This window comes from Paenibacillus contaminans (assembly GCF_003285015.1).
GTDB lineage: Bacteria > Bacillota > Bacilli > Paenibacillales > NBRC-103111 > Paenibacillus_V > Paenibacillus_V contaminans.
Map to the genome: position 1 here is coordinate 14,703 of NZ_QMFB01000031.1, position 16,776 is coordinate 31,478.

Genomic DNA, 16,776 nt, shown 5'->3' on the forward strand with positions numbered 1-16,776 from the left:
CGTTCTTTTCTCAATCGTTCCGTTCCACTCCGTTCCGGACAAACGAGCGATTACCGGCTCCAAACGTTCTCGTAATCGGCGGCTTTAAAGCCGACCGTCACTTTCGTTCCGTCATCGACAATCGGACGCTTGATCAGCCTGCCGTTCGAAGCCAGCAAAGCCAGCTTCTCGTCGAACGGCATTTGCTTCACTTTGTCCTTCAGTTGCATCTCTTTATATACTTCGCCCGACGTATTGAAAAATTTCTGCACGTCCAGGCCGCTGCGCTCGACCAAATCTTGCAATACGGAAACAGGCGGCGCTTGCTCGAACAGGTCGTGCATGTCAACGTCATGCCCTTTGCCTTGCAGCCATTTCAACGCATCGCGGCATGTCCCGCATTTCGGGTATCCATACATCTTCAGCTTCATCTTGATGACTTCTCCTTTATTTCCCGTTCAAACTCTATCCATTTTCTGCTATTCGGCATGCAAAGTCAAGTGAAAAAGGGACTATTCGGTCCCGTCGGCCCCGCCGTTTTGCAGCCGCTCCAGAGCTTCCCGCATATCCGCAGGAAGCTCCGCCTTGTATTCGACGCGCATTCTCGTACCGGGGTGATCAAACGCCAGCTTCGAAGCGTGCAGCGCATGCCGCTCGAGGCCGAACTGCCCGGCTGCATTCGGACGTTCAGCCGCCGATTCCGCTTGGCAGCCGGCCGCGCCGCCTTCCGCGTTCGGTCCCCCCGCGCCGTATAACGCTGTGCCAGATCCGCCATTCTCCGGCTGCAAAGCTGCTTCCGCCATTTCCCTTGCGCCTGGACCGTACATTTTATCGCCGATCAGCGGGTGGCCGATATGCTGCATGTGGACGCGAATTTGATGCGTGCGGCCGGTTTCGAGACGCAGCCTGACAAGCGTCGCATCCCGGAAGCGCTCCTCCGTCCAGTAGTGCGTCACGGCATGGTAGCCGTCCGGCGTCACAATCCGGTAATGAGGCGCCGCCGGGTCGCGGTCGATCGGACCCTCGATCGTTCCCGAATCTTTGTCCAGCCGGCCGTGTACGAGCGCCAAATACTCCTTCATCACGGTATTCGCCTGCATTTGATCGGATATTTGCTGGTGCACATAAGGATTTTTGGCGATCGCCAGCACGCCCGACGTTTCCTGATCCAGCCTGTGAACTGGCCGAAACCGGACGTCTTCGCCCCGCTCCTGCCAATGGTAAACGACCGCGTTGGCCAGCGTATTGACATAATGGCCATGCGTCGGATGGACGATCATCCCGGCCGGCTTGTTAACGATCAGCACATGATCGTCTTCATGTATAATGTCGAGCGGTATCGCTTGAGGCAAAATATCCTCCGACGTTTCCGTCTCCATGCGCACTTCGACGAGATCTCCCGCTTGGACGCGAACCGTAATGTATTTGCGCTCGCCGTTGACGGTAATGCCCCGCTCCGTCAGCTTCAGACGAGACAGGAGCTTGCGCGAAACGTTCAGCCGGTTTTGCAAAATCGTCCTCAGCAGCATGCCGTCTTCCTCTGCCGGGACAAGATAGGATAATGGCGCGTAATACTCCATTATTTCCGTCTGAATACGTCGCTGCTGCGCGCATAGCTCACGTCTTCGACGCCTTCGCGATGATTGGCCGTCCGCGCCACCGTGAAGAACAGGTCGGAAAGCCGGTTCAAATAGTTGCGCACGTCTTCGTTAATATCTCCGGTACGCGCGAGCGTTACGACGCAGCGTTCGGCTCTGCGGCATACGGTACGGCAAACGTGCAGCGAAGCCGAAGCCCGGCTCCCCCCCGGCAAAATAAACTTCGTTATATCCGGTGTCATCGCATCGTATTTATCGATAAGCGTTTCAAGATTCGTCGTCATCGCAGCCGTTACTTTATATTCGCGCACGCCTGTTTTCGCAATCGCTAAATCGTGCCCGCAGTCGAACAGCTCATGCTGAATTTGCAGCAAATCGCCGAGCAGGTCGGCATTCGTGTCGGGATTCAGAAAGCACATCGCCTGGCCGACGAAGCAATTCAGCTCGTCGACGGTTCCGTACGCCTCTACCCGAACGTCGTCTTTATCCACGCGGCCGCCAATAATGCTCGTCTTTCCGGCATCTCCGGTTCTCGTATATATTTTCAATGTCTGCACCCTCCCAAGGTTATAATCGGCTTTCGGCGAAGCCTTTGTTAACCGCTTTAACCGTTGTTCCTTACCGTTACAATTCCGTTGCTTCTACAGCCATCATCGCATAAATGCGCTCCATGTCCAAATGACTTCGCACATGATCCGCAAGCTTGTCGAAAGCGGCTTCCCGCTTCTCCCTATAGAAAAGCGTGATGGGCAGCGGCTCCCACCCATTATCGGCACGCAGCCGGTTTAGCCACTCGCGGCGCAGCCCGTCATTATGCAAAATCCCGTGGACATAAGTGCCCCATATTTTCCCGTCCCCGGACATGCACCCTTCCGGATGCAGATCGCGGTCGGGACCGGCTTCTCGCTCCAGGCCGACTCGAAACGGGTGAGCGACAGGCTCGACAAAACGCGTTTCGCCCATATGGATTTCATAGCCGTCGATCGGAAGCGGCTCAGCCGCTTCCCCCCATCCGTCCGCGAAACCGGCGACGCGTTCCGTTCTTTTGTCCCGTGCAAATGTCGTTACTGCAGGAAAAAGCCCCAGTCCCGATACCGTCTCTTGGGAAGATTCTACGCCATACGGGTCATGCAGCGTCCGGCCAAGCATCTGGTAGCCGCCGCAAATGCCGGCAAGCCGGCCGCCTTGCAGCACATAATTCATAATATGCGCTTCGAGCCCCGTCTCCCTCAAAAACAGCAGATCCTCCACCGTATTTTTACTGCCGGGCAGCAGGATCGCATCGGGCTTGCCAAGCTGCTCGGGAGCGGTAACATAACGCACGGAAACGTCGTCTTCGGCAAACAGCGGATCGAAATCCGTAAAGTTCGAAATCCGCGGCAGCCTGATGACGGCGATATCCAAAAGCCGCTCGGCATTGTCCGCATCCGTTTCGCCTCGATCCGACGCTGCGGAACGGCGTTTGCCTTCCAGCTGGCCGCGCTGTCTCTTGGCATCGAGCGAAGCGGAATCCTCATCCTCGAGTCCGAGATCATGCAGGTAAGGAACGACGCCCAGCACCGGCTTGCCCGTGCGCTGCTCCAGCCAGTCGAGTCCGGGCTTCAGCAAGCTCACATCGCCGCGGAACTTGTTGATGATGAAACCCTTGACGCGGTCCCGCTCCTCCGGCTCCAAAATGTCGAGCGTCCCGACAATCGCGGCGAACACGCCTCCGCGATCGATATCGGCCACGAGCACGACCGGCGCATCCGCCCAACCGGCGAGCCGCATGTTGACGATGTCGCGGTCCTTCAAATTCACTTCTGCAGGGCTGCCCGCCCCTTCGATGACAATCGCGTCGTATTGGCCGCGCAGCCTTTCCAACGCTTCTTTGACGATCGATTCCGCCTTCGGCAAATAGTGTTCCCGGTACGATCTGGCATCGTAATCTCTCAGCGGCTTCCCGTGAACGACGACCTGCGACACCATTTCCTTCGTCGGCTTGAGCAAAATCGGGTTCATGTCGGTTGTCGCGGCAATGCGGCAAGCATCGGCCTGCATCCCTTGAGCGCGGCCGATTTCTTTGCCGTCCGGCGTCACATAGGAATTAAGCGACATATTTTGCGATTTGAACGGCGCCACCCGATGCCCATCCTGCAAAAATATGCGGCATAACGCGGCGACGACGACGCTTTTGCCGACATCCGACGCCGTGCCTTGAACCATCAGCGTTCGCCCGCGGCGCTTATCGTGAAACGCGTCCATTCCATACCTCCTTTACAATCACTGCAAAGTCATCATGATTTGACGATGAAAATCTGAGCAGTTTTTTCCGTACCGTGCGCGACTCCCGTCGCGCGGTACCCGGTCACATGGCTGTTGTCAAACCTCGCAACTTCCCATGCAGCGTTAACATGCCGCTTCCTTTCTCCGGCAGCATATACGCGTTTTCCCTTACTGCAAGCCGTTCAGCTCCCGCTCGAGCTCCGAAACGAGACGTTCGTTATCGCCGCGGAGCTTGATGGCGATGCGAAGGTAAGCGCGATCGAGCCCCTTAAACAGCGAAGCGTCCCGGATAAGCACCCCGCGCCCGCCCAGCTTCCGCTGCAGCTGCTTGACGTCGAGCTTTTCGGGATGCGGCAGCCGCAGCAGCATGTAATTGGTATCGCTCGGATACGTCTTGATGCCGAGCGCCTCGAGCCGCGATGCCAGCCTCGGGCGTTCGGCCAGCAGCCATTCCAGCGTTTGGCGCGCATAATCGCGGTCGGCCAGCACTTCCGTTCCGATCAGCTGCGCAATCGTATTCACGCTCCAGGCGACCTGAAGCGCGCGCAGTTTCGCAATCCAATCCGGATGGGCGACGATAAAGCCTAGCCGGATGCCCGGAATCGCAAAAAACTTCGTCATCGAGCGGATAACGAACAGCGTTTCCGAAACGGCGGCTTGCCGGATCATGCTTCTCTCCTCTTCCTCCGGGCTGAAATCGATAAATGCCTCGTCCAGCACGATCCGTTTGCCCGAAGCGGCAGCTTTTGCCAGAACGGACTGCGGAATGAGCCGTCCCGTCGGATTGTTCGGATGGCCGAGAAACAGCAGGTCGGCGCCCTCTATCGCTTCGCTCAGCGCGGCCTCCGACAGCTCGAAGTCTTCCTCTTCGCGTAAACGGATGTCAATTGCGCTTCCGCCAATTTTATGTACCGCTTCCTCGTATTCCACGAAGCAAGGGCGGGCAAGCGCCGTCACCTTCGGCTGCAGGACGCGGACGACAAGATCGATCAACTCCGCGGCGCCATTGCCTGCCAGCACGCTTTCGGCAGGCACCCCGTACCTGTCGGCGATTTGCTGCCGCAGCTCCCTTACAGCCGGATCTGGATAAGCCGCGATATCCGCCCAGCGCTCCTCAAAAATCGTTTTTACCGCCGCCGGCGGACCGAACGGATTCATATTCGAGCTGTAATCGAGAAACGTTTTCGCCGACAAACCGAACGTCTCCGCCGCCGTCAGCAAATCGCCGCCATGTCCGTATCGCTCCAGCATGCTGCAGCCACCTTTCTCCATTCAAAATGCCTGCGCACAGGACCCCGCCAATTTCGTTCACTATCTTTGCATACGGGGATTGGAAGCGGTTTGTTATGCGTAAGCCGCCCCCATCAACTATAGGCCTAAGCCCAATCTTGCCCAGACGGCCACACCGAGCAGCAGGCCCGTCTCCACAAGCTCGTTACCCGCTCCGTAGGTGTCGCCTGTTAATCCTCCCAGCTTTGCGGACATCCGCCTATTCAACAGCGTACCGCTCGCCAAGGAAACCAGCCCGAATCCGCAGGTGACGAAAGCGGCCGTTCGGATCGCAGGCGCTGCGTGCTCCATATCCCAAAACTGCGCGGTCAAAACGATCGCGAACGTCATCGCGGCCGCTGCAAGCAATGCCGCAGCCGTATGCCTCGTCCCTACGCCGCGATAATACGAGCCCATCCCTTGCCCCTGCCGCGCATAAGGCCAGCAGCGGATCGAGACGACCATAAAAGCGCGGCTCCACAGCGGGATGCAGATTATATACGGTACAGCTTGCCGCCAGCCTGCATCCAGCAGAGCAGTCAGCAGCGACAGCTTCAGCAGCAAAATGAAAACGCCCGCTACGACTCCCATCGCCCCTACCCGGCTGTCCTTCATGATCTCGAGTATTTGCTCCCGCGGGCGATTGCTGAATATGCCGTCCGCCGTATCCATCAGACCGTCGAGGTGAAGCGCTCCCGTCGCATAGATCCATAAGCCGAGAAGCAGCACTGCGGAGGGAAAAGCCGGAAGCGCATATGGCAGCCCCGTGCCCGCGGCGGCCAGCAGGAGGCCGAGAAACGCGCCTACGAGCGGATAAAAGACGACGCTCCGGCGAAATACGGCATCCGTATAGTCGATCGCGATTGGCAAAGGAAGCCTTGTCAGCAATTGAAAAGCGGCGATTGCCGCATGCATCCATTGTTTTAGCCAAGCAGTTGCGCCCACAACAGCCCTCCCATAAATAACAGCAAGCCGACCCCGTACAGCTGACGCACTGTCATGACGATATGCTCGCGATTCAGCTCCTTAAGCGGCCAGCCCATGCGGGCTCGGTCGCTTGCGACCCCGCCGTAGTAATTCAGTCCGCCAAGCTCGACGCCGAGCGCCCCGGCCACCGCCGACTCCGGAATACCGCTGTTCGGGCTCGGGTGCAGATGCGCAAACGTACGAATGGCCCGCCATGCGCGCGCGCCGGAAAGGCGCGGGTCGGCGAAGGCCAATAAAGTAAGCAGAACGCCGGTCAAACGGGCGGGCAGCCAATTCAGAACATCGTCGAGCCGGGCGGAGCACCAGCCGAAGTACAAATATTTATCATTCTTGTAACCTACCATCGAATCCAGCGTATTGGTTGCGCGGTAAGCCATCGCCAGCGGAGCCCCTCCCAAAAGCGCGAAGAAAAGGGGCGACACGACGGCGTCCACAATATTTTCGGCTACGGTTTCTACGGCAGCGCGCGTTATTTCCGGTTCGTCCATTCGCTCGGTATCTCTGCCGACGATATAACCGACATATTTGCGGGCTTCCTCCAAACGGTTGTCAGTCAGCGGACGGTACACCAAATAGGCGGCATCCTTCAAGCCTTTAATCGCAATCGTGGTCGATATGAACCAGGTGTTGACCGCATAGCCGAGCCACGGGTGCAGCAGACTGCAAACCCAGACGAGAAGCCACATGGCGGCGCCCGAGCAGCCTACCGTAACCGCCGCGAGAATCATTCCTTTACGGCGAAGAGCAGCGGGCTCCTCGCCGCCTGTCGTCTCTTGCCCCCGCCGCAGCAGTCGTTCCAGCCGCTTGATCAGCCTGCCGATCCAAATAACCGGATGCGTCGGCCAGCGCGGATCGCCGATCAACATATCGATTACGATGGCGGTTGCCGTCATCCATAATATTTCGTTCCATCCAAACAGCAGCACTTGCCGCCACTCCCCGTTTTGTCATTACTCGTATTGCCGATTCGCCATCGTCAATCGAAGGTGAACGCCCTGCTCTTGATTTCCAGCGGAATGCCGGCGGTAACGAGAAACACTTGATCGCTTACGGCGGCCAACTGACGGTTCAGCTGCCCTGCCAAGTCGCGAAACACCCGTCCTAGCCTGTACTCCGGCACGATGCCGCTGCCGACCTCGTTCGTTACCAATAGCAAATTTCCGTCAAAACGTACGGCCGCTTCCACGAGTTCTTTCATCTTGGCCGTCGTTCTCTCGGCTCCAGGATCGTTCTCCTCGGTCAACAGCCAGTTAGTCAGCCAGAGTGTCAAGCAATCAACGAGAACGAGCGGACGTTGATTTGTTTCATGCGACCCGACGGCGCTTATGGCGTCAAGCCGTGCAGCCAAATCATACGGCTCTTCCACAGTCGTCCAAGGAAAGCCGGAGGTAACGCGATCCCGCTTATGCCGATCCACCCGTTCGCGCATCTCGTCATCGTACAATTGACAGGTGGCGATATACGTACCGCTGCCGCCGAGATGCGCCGCGTAACGTTCCGCAAACGAGCTTTTGCCGCTCCTTGCGCCCCCGGTTATCAATACGAGCATGTTCAAGCCTCCCGGCATACTTTATGTTCTTTTATACAAGAAAAACGGCGTATTCGGAGCGAAATTACGTTAGCGCGTGGGGAGGAACGGGGGATGGGATTCCGACCGCTCTCCTTTACTGCCTTCCGCTCAAAAATAAGCGTTCACGCCGCGTCCATTACAGGTTTATGCTCCCGGAATGCCCGCGCTCTCGAACGTCGCCATCTCGCGCATCATTTTCAAAGCCGCTTCCACCAAAAGAAAACATAATGCCGCGCCCGTTCCTTCGCCAAGCCGCAGGTCCAGCTGGATCATCGGCGCCAGACCGATCGCTTCCAGCGCGGCGGCATGTCCCTGCTCGTTCGACAAGTGCGACGGGATCATGTACGCCGCCGATTGCGGCGCCAGACGACTCGCCGCCAGAGCCGCCGCCGTCGAAATAAATCCGTCGATGACGACCGGACAACGTCTTGCCGCAGCGCCCAAAATAACGCCGACAAGGCCTGCGATCTCCAATCCTCCGACTTTAGCCAGCACATCGAGCGGATCGCTTGCATCCGGCTTATTGATTGCGATCGCGCGGCGCACGATTTCCTGCTTATGCTTCAAACGCTCCTCGTCGATGCCCGTGCCCCGGCCTACGGCCGCTGATACGTCGAGCCCGGCTAACACGGCCAGCATCGCCGAGCTCGGCGTCGTGTTGCCGATTCCCATCTCGCCTGTCGCGAACAGCCGATAACCCTCGTCAACCAGCTCGCCGACAATATCGTAGCCGACCCGGATCGCCGCCATCGCTTCCTCCCGCGACATCGCCGGTCCTTGAGCCATATTGGCCGTCCCGCGTCTGACTTTGCGCGAGACGAGCCGAGGATGATTCACGTCCGCATCGACGCCGATATCGACGCATACGACATCTGCGCCGGCGTGGCGCGCAAAAACGTTAACGGCCGCGCCGCCGTTCAGAAAGTTCGCGACCATCAGCCCCGTTACTTCAGCCGGAAACGCGCTGACCCCTTCCGCGCAAACGCCGTGATCCCCCGCCATGACGATGACCGCCTTGCGATCGAGGGCGGGAATTTTGTCCCCCGTAATTCCGGCCGCCTGACAGGCTACCGCTTCAAGCCTGCCGAGACTGCCCGGCGGTTTCGTCAATTGATCCGCGTGTTTGGCCGCTTCGGCCATCGCCGCTTCATCTAACGGGCCGATACGGGCGATCATCTCCTCGATTGTCATTATCGATTCCTCCTTTGGCCGATTCTTGCAGCTTCTATTCTAAGCCATAAGCCTCGATTGCAGCAAAATTTGCGGCACGCCGCTTACCGGATGAGGCACGATCAACGGCTCCGTTCCATATACGCGTGTAATGAGCGGCGCGTCAAGCACATCGCCCGGCGCCCCTAACGCCGCGACTCCGCCGTCATGGAGCACAAGCAGGCGGTCGCAATATTGCGCCGCCACGTTCAGATCGTGCAGCACCGCGATGACGGTCAGCTCCGTCTCCTTCTGCCAACCTCTAATATAATCCATCATTTGAACTTGATACCCGATATCCAGATACGTTGTCGGTTCGTCCAGCAGAAGCAGCTTGGGCTCCTGCGCCATCGCCTTGCCCAGCGCCACCCGCTGCCGTTCGCCGCCGCTCAGATGCTCCAAAGTCCGGTCCGATAGTGCATTCAGCCCCAGCTGTTCAATGATCCGATCGATCGAATCCGCGGCGTCGCGTTCATCGTCTCCAAGCCAATTTTGAAACGGGTACCTCCCCATTTCAATCACTTCGCGTACCGTGAAGCCGACGGGCGGCAGCGCATCCTGCTGAAGAACCGCAAGGAATCGGGCTAATTCCTTGCGGCTATAGCGTTCGACCGGCTTTCCTTCCAGATAGGCTTCGCCGGCCGTAGGGGCATCGACCCCGGACATGATTCGCAGCAGCGTCGATTTGCCGCCGCCGTTCGGACCGATAATGCCGAGCATCTCGCCCTGCCTCACGTTAAAGCTAACGCTGTTCAGCACTGGTCTGCCTCCGAACGATTTTCGCACGTCGCTAAACGAAATCATCCGTTTTCCCCCTCTCTCGTCATCATTAACCGCTTAAACGTTTCTTCTGCCTGCTGAGCAAATATGCGAAGAAAGGAGCGCCCAGCAGCGCCGTTACGATTCCGAGCGGAATGTCCTTCGGGCTCAGCACCAAGCGCGCCAGCGTATCGGCCCAGATCAAATAAACGGAGCCGACGATCGTGGACAGCGGGATAATAAGCCGATAATCCGGTCCGACCACAAGCCTGACAAGATGAGGAATCACGAGACCGACGAAAGCGACGACACCCGAAACGGAAACGGCCGCGGCAGTCATGAGCGTAGATACGATCAGAACGACCAGCCGCGTGCGCGAGACGTTGACGCCCAGATGCGCCGCTTGACGCTCGCCGAGCGCCAGCAAATTAAGCGATCTGCCGAAGTAGAGGAGAATCGCCGTCCCGACCAGCAAATAAGGAAGCACGACGCCGGAGTATGACCAGCCGCGCATCGCAACGCTGCCCATCTGCCAGAATAAAATTTCATTGACGACGCTTTTGGACAGCGTCACCATGAACGAAACGAAGGCGCCGAGAAACGCCTGCACGACGACACCCGATAAAATAAGCGTCTCAAGACGCATGACTCCTTGCGTACCGGCAAGCCTGAATACGATGACGAGCGTTAATATCCCCGTCACGAACGCCACGAGCGGGACCGTCCATTGCCCCAAAGCCGTCTGCATCCCCGTTAAAATAATGACCGATGCGCCGACCGATGCGCCTGTCGCGACCCCCAGCGTATACGGGTCGGCCAGAGGATTGCGGAGCACGCCCTGAAAGCCGGCGCCGGCCACGGCTAGCGCCGCGCCGACGACCAGTGCCAGCGCCAGTCTAGGCAGCCTCACCTTCAAAATAATCGTTTCGCTGGTTGTCTGCCAATCCGGCGTGATCAAACTTCCGAGTCCGGGTATTTTGTTAAGCAAAATGCGCCATACCTCCGATAGGGGCAGGTTGGCGGAGCCTAACGATAAACTGACCACGATGGAAAACAAGAGGAGCGCGATAGCGGCTCCTCCGTAAATAAACAGCTTTCTTTTCATCTTGTCACCAACATCGTTTCGGTTATTTCACCAGATCCGGGTGTGCGGCTTTAGCGATCTCGAGAAGCGCTTCGGTCAGACGGGGACCTACGCGGCTTACGATATCCTCGTTAATCGGAACGAGCTTCTTGTTCTTAACGGCATCGACCTGATCCCAGCCCGGACGCTTCTGAATGTCTTCAAGCACGGTATCCTTCACGTTTCCGCCGGCCGAATACACGATAATTTCCGGATTTTTCTTGATGATCGCTTCCGAGTCGATTTTGTACCAGCCCGCTTTGCCGGCGCCGACATTCTCGCCGCCCGCAAGCCTTACGAGCTCATCCATAAATTCGCCGTCTCCGACCGTCCAGCCCGGATTGAATTCCATGTACACTTTTTTCTTCGGCGCGTTTTTCACGTCATCGACGATTTTTTGCTTGTCGGCGCGCATTTTATCGGCCGTCTTTTTTCCCTCATCCTGCTTGTTCATAATCGTGCCGATTTCCTCGATGTGAGCGATCGTTTGATCCAGCGTTTTCGGATCGCCCATGAACACCTTGATATTCAGCTCGCGTATTTTATCGACGACTTTCTTGTTGATCGAGTTGGCGAATACGACATCCGGCGCCATTCCGATCAGCGTCTCCAGGTTCGTATTGGTGTCGCCGACCTGCGGCTTCGATTTCGCTTGCTCCGGGAAGTTGCTGAATTTATCGACGCCGATCACTTTATCGCCGGCTCCGACCGAGAAAATAATTTCCGTCTCGCTCGGCGCGAGCGAAACGACCTTCTCAGGAGCTTTCTCGAACGTCACTTCCACGCCCGAAGCGTCCTTAATCGTCAGCGGATATTTCGTTTGCGCAGCTGCAGGCTTCACCGACGCGCTTGGCGATGCGCTAGGCGACGCGCTTGCCGCCGACTTGCCAGGCGAGCTGAGCTCCCCTTTTGGTTCCTCTTTGGTGCCGCAGCCGAACAGGCTCAGGGCCAGAACGAGGGCAAGCACGACAGTCATGATCGCTTTGCCGGTCGTCCATTTTTTGCGTCCCGAAGCCGGGAGCGTTTGTTGCTTCGTTACTTGATTCGTCTCTTTCATTCGCGCTTTCTCTCCTTCTCATCGATCTATAATGGCGAGAGGAGCCTGATAAACGATTGAATGCGTGCGAACGTGCATGAGCATTAAAACGAAAAACCCTCTATCCGTAAGGACAGAGGGAACGACAAAACAGGGATAAAGTAACTGCCGCGGCGAAACGTTACGGCCGCGTACAGACTTTCCGTTAAGCCGGATCCTTTTCCTCGAAGGATTTCGCAAGCTAGCTCCGAAAGGCAGGTCTCCTGACTTACGGGTTTATTGACAGCTTCGCCTTCCCATCCGGTACGAACAGTGGCATCGTGAAGCTATCCCCGTATTACAGTGGCGGGACCGTGCCGGATTTCCACCGGCTTCCCTATTAAGCGTTACAACTGCGGCTGCAACGCACCTTTCGGCGACAATCGCTATTCAACTGCTTTCAAGCGTCCAATCTTCATCCCCGATTATAGGACACTTCCGCATGGGTGACAATGATTATTTTAACAGCCCGTCTACTCTTTCACGGACAGTTTTTTCAAGATTTCCTTCGTTTCCTCCACTTGCTTGGAGCGAGGGTGGACGAACGCATACATTTCTTCTTTGCCGCGGTAGCCGCCGTCTTTAAGCCATTTCGTATCGTTCATCGGAATGCCGTACAGATGCTTTTCCAGCTTCGGCTCCTGCTTCGAATCCTTGCTGCCCGTGTCAACCGGCGCTTCAACGACGCCGCCCGGGTAATCCTCCGCTTTAAAAACCTCATCCAAAATGACAAGGCCGCCTTGCCGCGCAAACGCTTCAAACTGCTCCTTCGGTACGACGAATAAATCGCTGTCGCCGGCAGCCAATTCGACAAAGAGCTTGTCCATCGAAAACATCGGGCTTGTCATCACGTCGGTCGTCGGCGTTTCGCCAACCTTCGCCTTCAAATCCTCGGCAAGCTTGTCTCCGTCGACAGGGATGTTGTTGGTCATGATGAAAACCATTACATCCGCTTTCGGACCGCCGCATCCAACAAGCGCGACCGCCATAACGGCAAGGAGCAAAACCCCCGTCAGCCATTTCTTTCTCATCTCTCGTATGCTCTCCTTCTCCTCAATTTCCGCTATCACTAGAATAGCATAAATCCGCATCCCGCCGCCAATTATTCCAGTTGATTCCCGGTAAGATTGCGCAGCTTATTTTTTTGGAATTTCACGATTTAACGAGGGGAATTTTGAGTGGGCTATCATACCGTTTTCCTCGGCATCCGTTATACTAGTAACATATGGGATTTGGCGGTTGACAGCGCGATTCGTTTACACCTCAGGTTTGCCCGAGTATCTTCGGTCCGCGTTTTCCGGATGGAGGAGCGTTATGAACAAATATTTGCTTATTGACGATGTCAGCGGTCTTATTATTGGGAAATGCACGGATATTATCGGACTTTCAGGTAGCGAGCTAAAACAAATTACCGACAACCATTATGACATAACGTTAGTCGGTTTGCGGGTAGACGAAGCGTATATTTTGCACTGCTTATCATCCAAATCCAAAATAACAATATCGGGGTTCAATCTAAATATACTGGGGAAGGACGGGAAGGGAATAGGCTCGTATTGTTTCTTTCCGCACAAACTTTTTTCTTTTCCTAAAAACGCGAACTTTCAGGAGAAAATGAATTTGGCGCTATCAGGCGGATTCTCGGTTGCTCCTTCTTATGAAGCGATGAAAATTTGGAAGAAATGGATGATTGCAAAGCCAACGGTCATCAATACCTGGGCCGGTATGTCACAGAAACAAAGATTAGGCTGGTCGGAAGTTGTTCGCCTCCACTCCCGGTTCAACACGTACCGCAATAATGATGCCGAAAATGAACACTTTTATTTGGATATGACTCATGTAACGGATATTCTATCCTTCTATTGCGCCTTGGGAGAAGCAATGAACGGACCGGGCGGATATTACGGCTTTTGTTTAGACAGTGTCGAAGACTGTTTTTACGGAGGGTTCGGGGCAAAGCCGCCGTTTCATCTTCACTTTAGGAATAGGCATCTTGATGAGCTTATTTGTATGAAGAACGTCAAAAGAGCTGATCTCGCAAGACTCATTCATCTCAAAGATATGTTTATTGCACATCAAGTGACTTTGGTATGATCCCGTTCCGGCGAATCAATGAGCGGGAGCTCTGCACTAACGTATGCAGCAGCCTCTATTTCGACATAGAAAAGCCCGCCCCGGCGGGCGGACCTTCGACAAAATCTAATCGATTTTTTTTGAACGTTTATTTATGTAGTGATTGTATTCATTGATTTTAATATCAAGCATTCTGCTCACTTCAACGACGGCTTCGGACGTAAGCGAATTTTCCTTACGGATCATCTGCGCGAGCTGGTTGCGAAGAAAATCGAGTTCCTCCTCCAAAAGCGCTTCCGGCGTTCGTCTAGCGGTGTTGCTGTACAAACTAGGCGGCTGGGGGTCTTTCTCGCGGATGAGAGGAACATACTTGGAACCTGTAACATAATGCTGAACCAATGCCATCGCAATCCCCTCCCTAATCATTTTGTACAGAACGAGCGAATCGCGAAACCATAGGTTTCCAACGAAAGTGAGCTTGTCCTATTAATCATTCTATCATTTTTCCGGATTAAATACCAGAATATGAGTTTAAAAGCCAGAATAATGAATTCATAGATGTGAATATTTGTTGAACAATGTATATTTATACCAATAATGTAAGAGATATCGATCGATTTGACGAGTGCGCAAGTCCTCTATCAAACATTAATCGTCATCAGCCGACCAACCCGCGACATAACTCGCGAAGAGAATTCCCTACTACAAAAAAAGATCCGCCCGCCCCAGCTAGGGAGCGGACAGATCCTCATTACTTTCGGCACGCGCCGATCGTCAGTTATGTTTTTTCAAAAAATTGCCCATTCTATCGATCGCTTCCGTAAGCTGGCTGACCGAGGAAGCGTAGGAGCAACGGATATAACCTTCCCCGCCCTTTCCGAATACATGTCCCGGAACAACCGCAACCTTGGCTTCAACAATAAGCCGCTGCGCAAATTCATCTGAGGTCATTCCTGTAGAGACAATCGATGGGAAAGCATAAAAGGCGCCCTCCGGCTCGTGGCAGTCGAGTCCGATGTCGCGGAAGCCTTTCACGACCAAGCGGCGGCGCTGATTATACGACTCCATCATCCGGTCCTTTTCCTCCATGCCGTTTCGCAAAGCCTCCAGCGCGGCAACCTGCGCCATCGCCGGCGCGCACATGACCGTATACTGATGAATTTTCAGCATCGCCGCAATCAGCTCACGGTGTCCGCACACGTAGCCGAGCCGCCATCCCGTCATCGCAAACGCCTTGGCGAAGCCGCTGACGAGTATCGTCCGGTCTTTCATGCCGGGCAGCGACGCGAAGCTGACATGTTTGCGGCCGTATGTAAGCTCCGCGTAAATTTCGTCCGAAATGACGATCAGGTCATGCTCTTCGACAAGCTTCGCGATCGGCAGCATTTCCTCATACGTCATGATGCCGCCGGTCGGATTGCTGGGGTAGCTGAGAAGCAGCACCTTCGATTTCGGCGTAATGTGCGCCTTCAACATTTCGGGCGTCAGCTTGAAGCCGTCCTTCGCGAACGTTTCGATGCCCACGGGCACGCCGCCGGTGATCGACGTAATCGGCGAATACGCCACGAAGCAGGGCTCGGGAATCAAAATTTCATCGCCCGGCTCGATAAGCGCGCGAAACGCCAAATCGATCGCTTCGCTTCCGCCTACCGTGACGATCACTTCGCTCGACGGATCGTATTTCACATTGAAGTTGCCTTCGAGATAGCCCGCAATTTCTTCGCGAAGCTCCGGCATCCCGGCATTCGACGTATATTTCGTAAATCCGCGCTCAAGCGAATATACGCATGCCTCGCGGACATGCCAAGGCGTTGCGAAATCGGGCTCGCCGACTCCGAGCGTAATAATATCCTTGCTGCCGCTTGCCAAATCAAAATATTTCCGAATCCCCGATGGCGGTATGGAACGCACGAGCGGGGATAAATAATCTTGCATGGTTTTCGTCTTCTCCATGACAGATTCCCCCTACGGCGTAATCAGCATCCGGTGATCCTCTTCATGATCCTCGAAGATGATGCCGTCTTGCTTGTATTTTTTAAGAATAAAGTGCGTTTTCGTTGAAAGGACGCGGTCGATCGGGGACAGCTTGTTAGATACGAACGAAGCGACCTCCTTCAGCGTTCTGCCTTCGACTTCGACGAGCAGATCGTATGCGCCCGACATCAGATAGACCGATTTCACTTCCGGATATAAATAGACGCGTTCCGCAATCGCATCAAAGCCGCGGCCGCGTTCCGGCGTAATTTGCACTTCGATCAGAGCGGTGACTTTCTCATCGTCCACTTTGCTTTGGTTAATTACCGTCGCATATTTAACTATGACGTGATCTTGTTCGAGTTCCGCTATCGCCGCCGCCGCCTCCGCTCGATCCACGCCCAGCAACGTCGCGATCAAATCCGCGCTTCTGCGTGCGTCTTCCTTGAGTAGGTCAAGAATTTTCATCTTCAGTTCGTTCATTTCGTAAAACCTCCCAGTGGCTTTTATGATACGGACCGGTTTGTTGGCGGCATACCGAGTTCCTTGTTCCACTATACACCCAAACCGCAAGATCGTGCAAAGCAAAAAACGCGCACTTTGAGCGGCGGGAGGCTTTCCGTCCCGATCCTTCGTCTTTTTGCCAAAATCGGCACAGCGAAGCTCGCACCAGCGCGTGATTACTGTTTATTGGGGACTATCGTCAATTGCGCTAAGTACCCTACGGTCGAACGACAAAGCTCGCACTAGCGCGTTAATACCGTTTACCGGGGACCATCGCCCATTGCGCCAAGTACCGTACGGTCTAGCGACGAAGCTCGGATCAGCGCATGAATACCGTTTACCGGGGACCATCGCCCATTGCGCCAAGTACCGTACGGTCTAGCGACGAAGC

The 16,776-nt window shown here is 55.4% G+C and carries 17 protein-coding genes and 1 riboswitch; of the genes, 1 reads left to right on the forward strand and 16 read right to left on the reverse strand.

Annotated features, from left to right (window positions below):
* Positions 1 to 50 precede the first annotated feature (50 nt).
* From DQG23_RS33670 to DQG23_RS33730, 13 genes are all read right to left on the reverse strand, one after another.
* Complete coding sequence (locus DQG23_RS33670; RefSeq protein WP_113035431.1) at positions 51 to 410, reverse strand: arsenate reductase family protein; 360 nt, start codon at positions 408 to 410, stop codon at positions 51 to 53.
* Positions 411 to 491: 81 nt separating this feature from the next.
* The gene (locus tag DQG23_RS33675) at positions 492 to 1,559 is read right to left on the reverse strand and encodes an RluA family pseudouridine synthase (RefSeq protein ID WP_113035432.1); all 1,068 of its coding nucleotides are present in this window, start codon (positions 1,557 to 1,559) and stop codon (positions 492 to 494) included.
* Positions 1,559 to 2,125: a cob(I)yrinic acid a,c-diamide adenosyltransferase gene (locus DQG23_RS33680; protein WP_113035433.1), complete on the reverse strand. Its 567-nt coding sequence runs from the start codon at positions 2,123 to 2,125 to the stop codon at positions 1,559 to 1,561. Before DQG23_RS33680 ends, DQG23_RS33675 begins: the two co-directional genes overlap by 1 nt.
* 76 nt (positions 2,126 to 2,201) lie before the next feature.
* Positions 2,202 to 3,821 (reverse strand): cobyric acid synthase, encoded by a 1,620-nt coding sequence (locus DQG23_RS33685; protein WP_113035434.1) that lies wholly within the window; start codon positions 3,819 to 3,821, stop codon positions 2,202 to 2,204.
* Between the two features lie 189 nt (positions 3,822 to 4,010).
* The gene (gene cobD / locus DQG23_RS33690; RefSeq protein WP_113035435.1) at positions 4,011 to 5,093 is read right to left on the reverse strand and encodes a threonine-phosphate decarboxylase CobD; all 1,083 of its coding nucleotides are present in this window, start codon (positions 5,091 to 5,093) and stop codon (positions 4,011 to 4,013) included.
* A gap of 117 nt (positions 5,094 to 5,210) precedes the next feature.
* Positions 5,211 to 6,056, reverse strand: a complete 846-nt coding sequence (gene cobS / locus DQG23_RS33695) for an adenosylcobinamide-GDP ribazoletransferase (RefSeq protein WP_238178162.1) — start codon at positions 6,054 to 6,056, stop codon at positions 5,211 to 5,213.
* Positions 6,035 to 7,024: an adenosylcobinamide-phosphate synthase CbiB gene (gene cbiB / locus DQG23_RS33700; protein WP_420330266.1), complete on the reverse strand. Its 990-nt coding sequence runs from the start codon at positions 7,022 to 7,024 to the stop codon at positions 6,035 to 6,037. The genes cobS and cbiB overlap by 22 nt, the downstream gene beginning before the upstream one ends.
* A 50-nt stretch (positions 7,025 to 7,074) precedes the next feature.
* Positions 7,075 to 7,647: a bifunctional adenosylcobinamide kinase/adenosylcobinamide-phosphate guanylyltransferase gene (gene cobU / locus DQG23_RS33705; protein ID WP_113035436.1), complete on the reverse strand. Its 573-nt coding sequence runs from the start codon at positions 7,645 to 7,647 to the stop codon at positions 7,075 to 7,077.
* A gap of 165 nt (positions 7,648 to 7,812) precedes the next feature.
* On the reverse strand, positions 7,813 to 8,859 hold the full coding sequence (gene cobT / locus DQG23_RS33710) for a nicotinate-nucleotide--dimethylbenzimidazole phosphoribosyltransferase (protein WP_113035437.1): 1,047 nt from the start codon (positions 8,857 to 8,859) through the stop codon (positions 7,813 to 7,815).
* Positions 8,860 to 8,898: 39 nt separating this feature from the next.
* The gene (locus DQG23_RS33715; RefSeq protein ID WP_113035438.1) at positions 8,899 to 9,681 is read right to left on the reverse strand and encodes an ABC transporter ATP-binding protein; all 783 of its coding nucleotides are present in this window, start codon (positions 9,679 to 9,681) and stop codon (positions 8,899 to 8,901) included.
* A gap of 25 nt (positions 9,682 to 9,706) precedes the next feature.
* On the reverse strand, positions 9,707 to 10,741 hold the full coding sequence (locus DQG23_RS33720; protein ID WP_113035439.1) for a FecCD family ABC transporter permease: 1,035 nt from the start codon (positions 10,739 to 10,741) through the stop codon (positions 9,707 to 9,709).
* Positions 10,742 to 10,763: 22 nt separating this feature from the next.
* Positions 10,764 to 11,816 carry an ABC transporter substrate-binding protein gene (locus DQG23_RS33725; protein WP_238178163.1) on the reverse strand — a complete coding sequence of 351 codons (1,053 nt, stop codon included), beginning with the start codon at positions 11,814 to 11,816 and terminating at the stop codon, positions 10,764 to 10,766.
* A 215-nt stretch (positions 11,817 to 12,031) separates the two neighbouring features.
* A riboswitch (cobalamin riboswitch) is annotated at positions 12,032 to 12,223 on the reverse strand.
* Positions 12,224 to 12,307: 84 nt separating this feature from the next.
* A complete protein-coding gene (locus tag DQG23_RS33730; RefSeq protein WP_113035440.1) occupies positions 12,308 to 12,865 on the reverse strand; it encodes an extracellular solute-binding protein in 558 nt (185 codons plus the stop codon).
* A gap of 283 nt (positions 12,866 to 13,148) precedes the next feature.
* Between DQG23_RS33730 and DQG23_RS33735 the strand changes: the two genes are divergently transcribed.
* Positions 13,149 to 13,928, forward strand: coding sequence for a barstar family protein (locus DQG23_RS33735; protein WP_113035441.1), 780 nt, complete (start codon positions 13,149 to 13,151; stop codon positions 13,926 to 13,928).
* A 105-nt stretch (positions 13,929 to 14,033) separates the two neighbouring features.
* Here DQG23_RS33735 and DQG23_RS33740 read toward each other — a convergent pair whose 3' ends face one another.
* The 3 genes from DQG23_RS33740 to DQG23_RS33750 all read right to left on the reverse strand — a co-directional run bounded on the left by DQG23_RS33740 (position 14,034) and on the right by DQG23_RS33750 (position 16,364).
* Positions 14,034 to 14,312: an aspartyl-phosphate phosphatase Spo0E family protein gene (locus tag DQG23_RS33740; RefSeq protein WP_113035442.1), complete on the reverse strand. Its 279-nt coding sequence runs from the start codon at positions 14,310 to 14,312 to the stop codon at positions 14,034 to 14,036.
* Positions 14,313 to 14,681: 369 nt separating this feature from the next.
* Positions 14,682 to 15,860 (reverse strand): aminotransferase class I/II-fold pyridoxal phosphate-dependent enzyme, encoded by a 1,179-nt coding sequence (locus tag DQG23_RS33745; protein ID WP_113035443.1) that lies wholly within the window; start codon positions 15,858 to 15,860, stop codon positions 14,682 to 14,684.
* A 12-nt stretch (positions 15,861 to 15,872) separates the two neighbouring features.
* The gene (locus DQG23_RS33750) at positions 15,873 to 16,364 is read right to left on the reverse strand and encodes an Lrp/AsnC family transcriptional regulator (RefSeq protein WP_113035444.1); all 492 of its coding nucleotides are present in this window, start codon (positions 16,362 to 16,364) and stop codon (positions 15,873 to 15,875) included.
* Positions 16,365 to 16,776 lie beyond the last annotated feature (412 nt).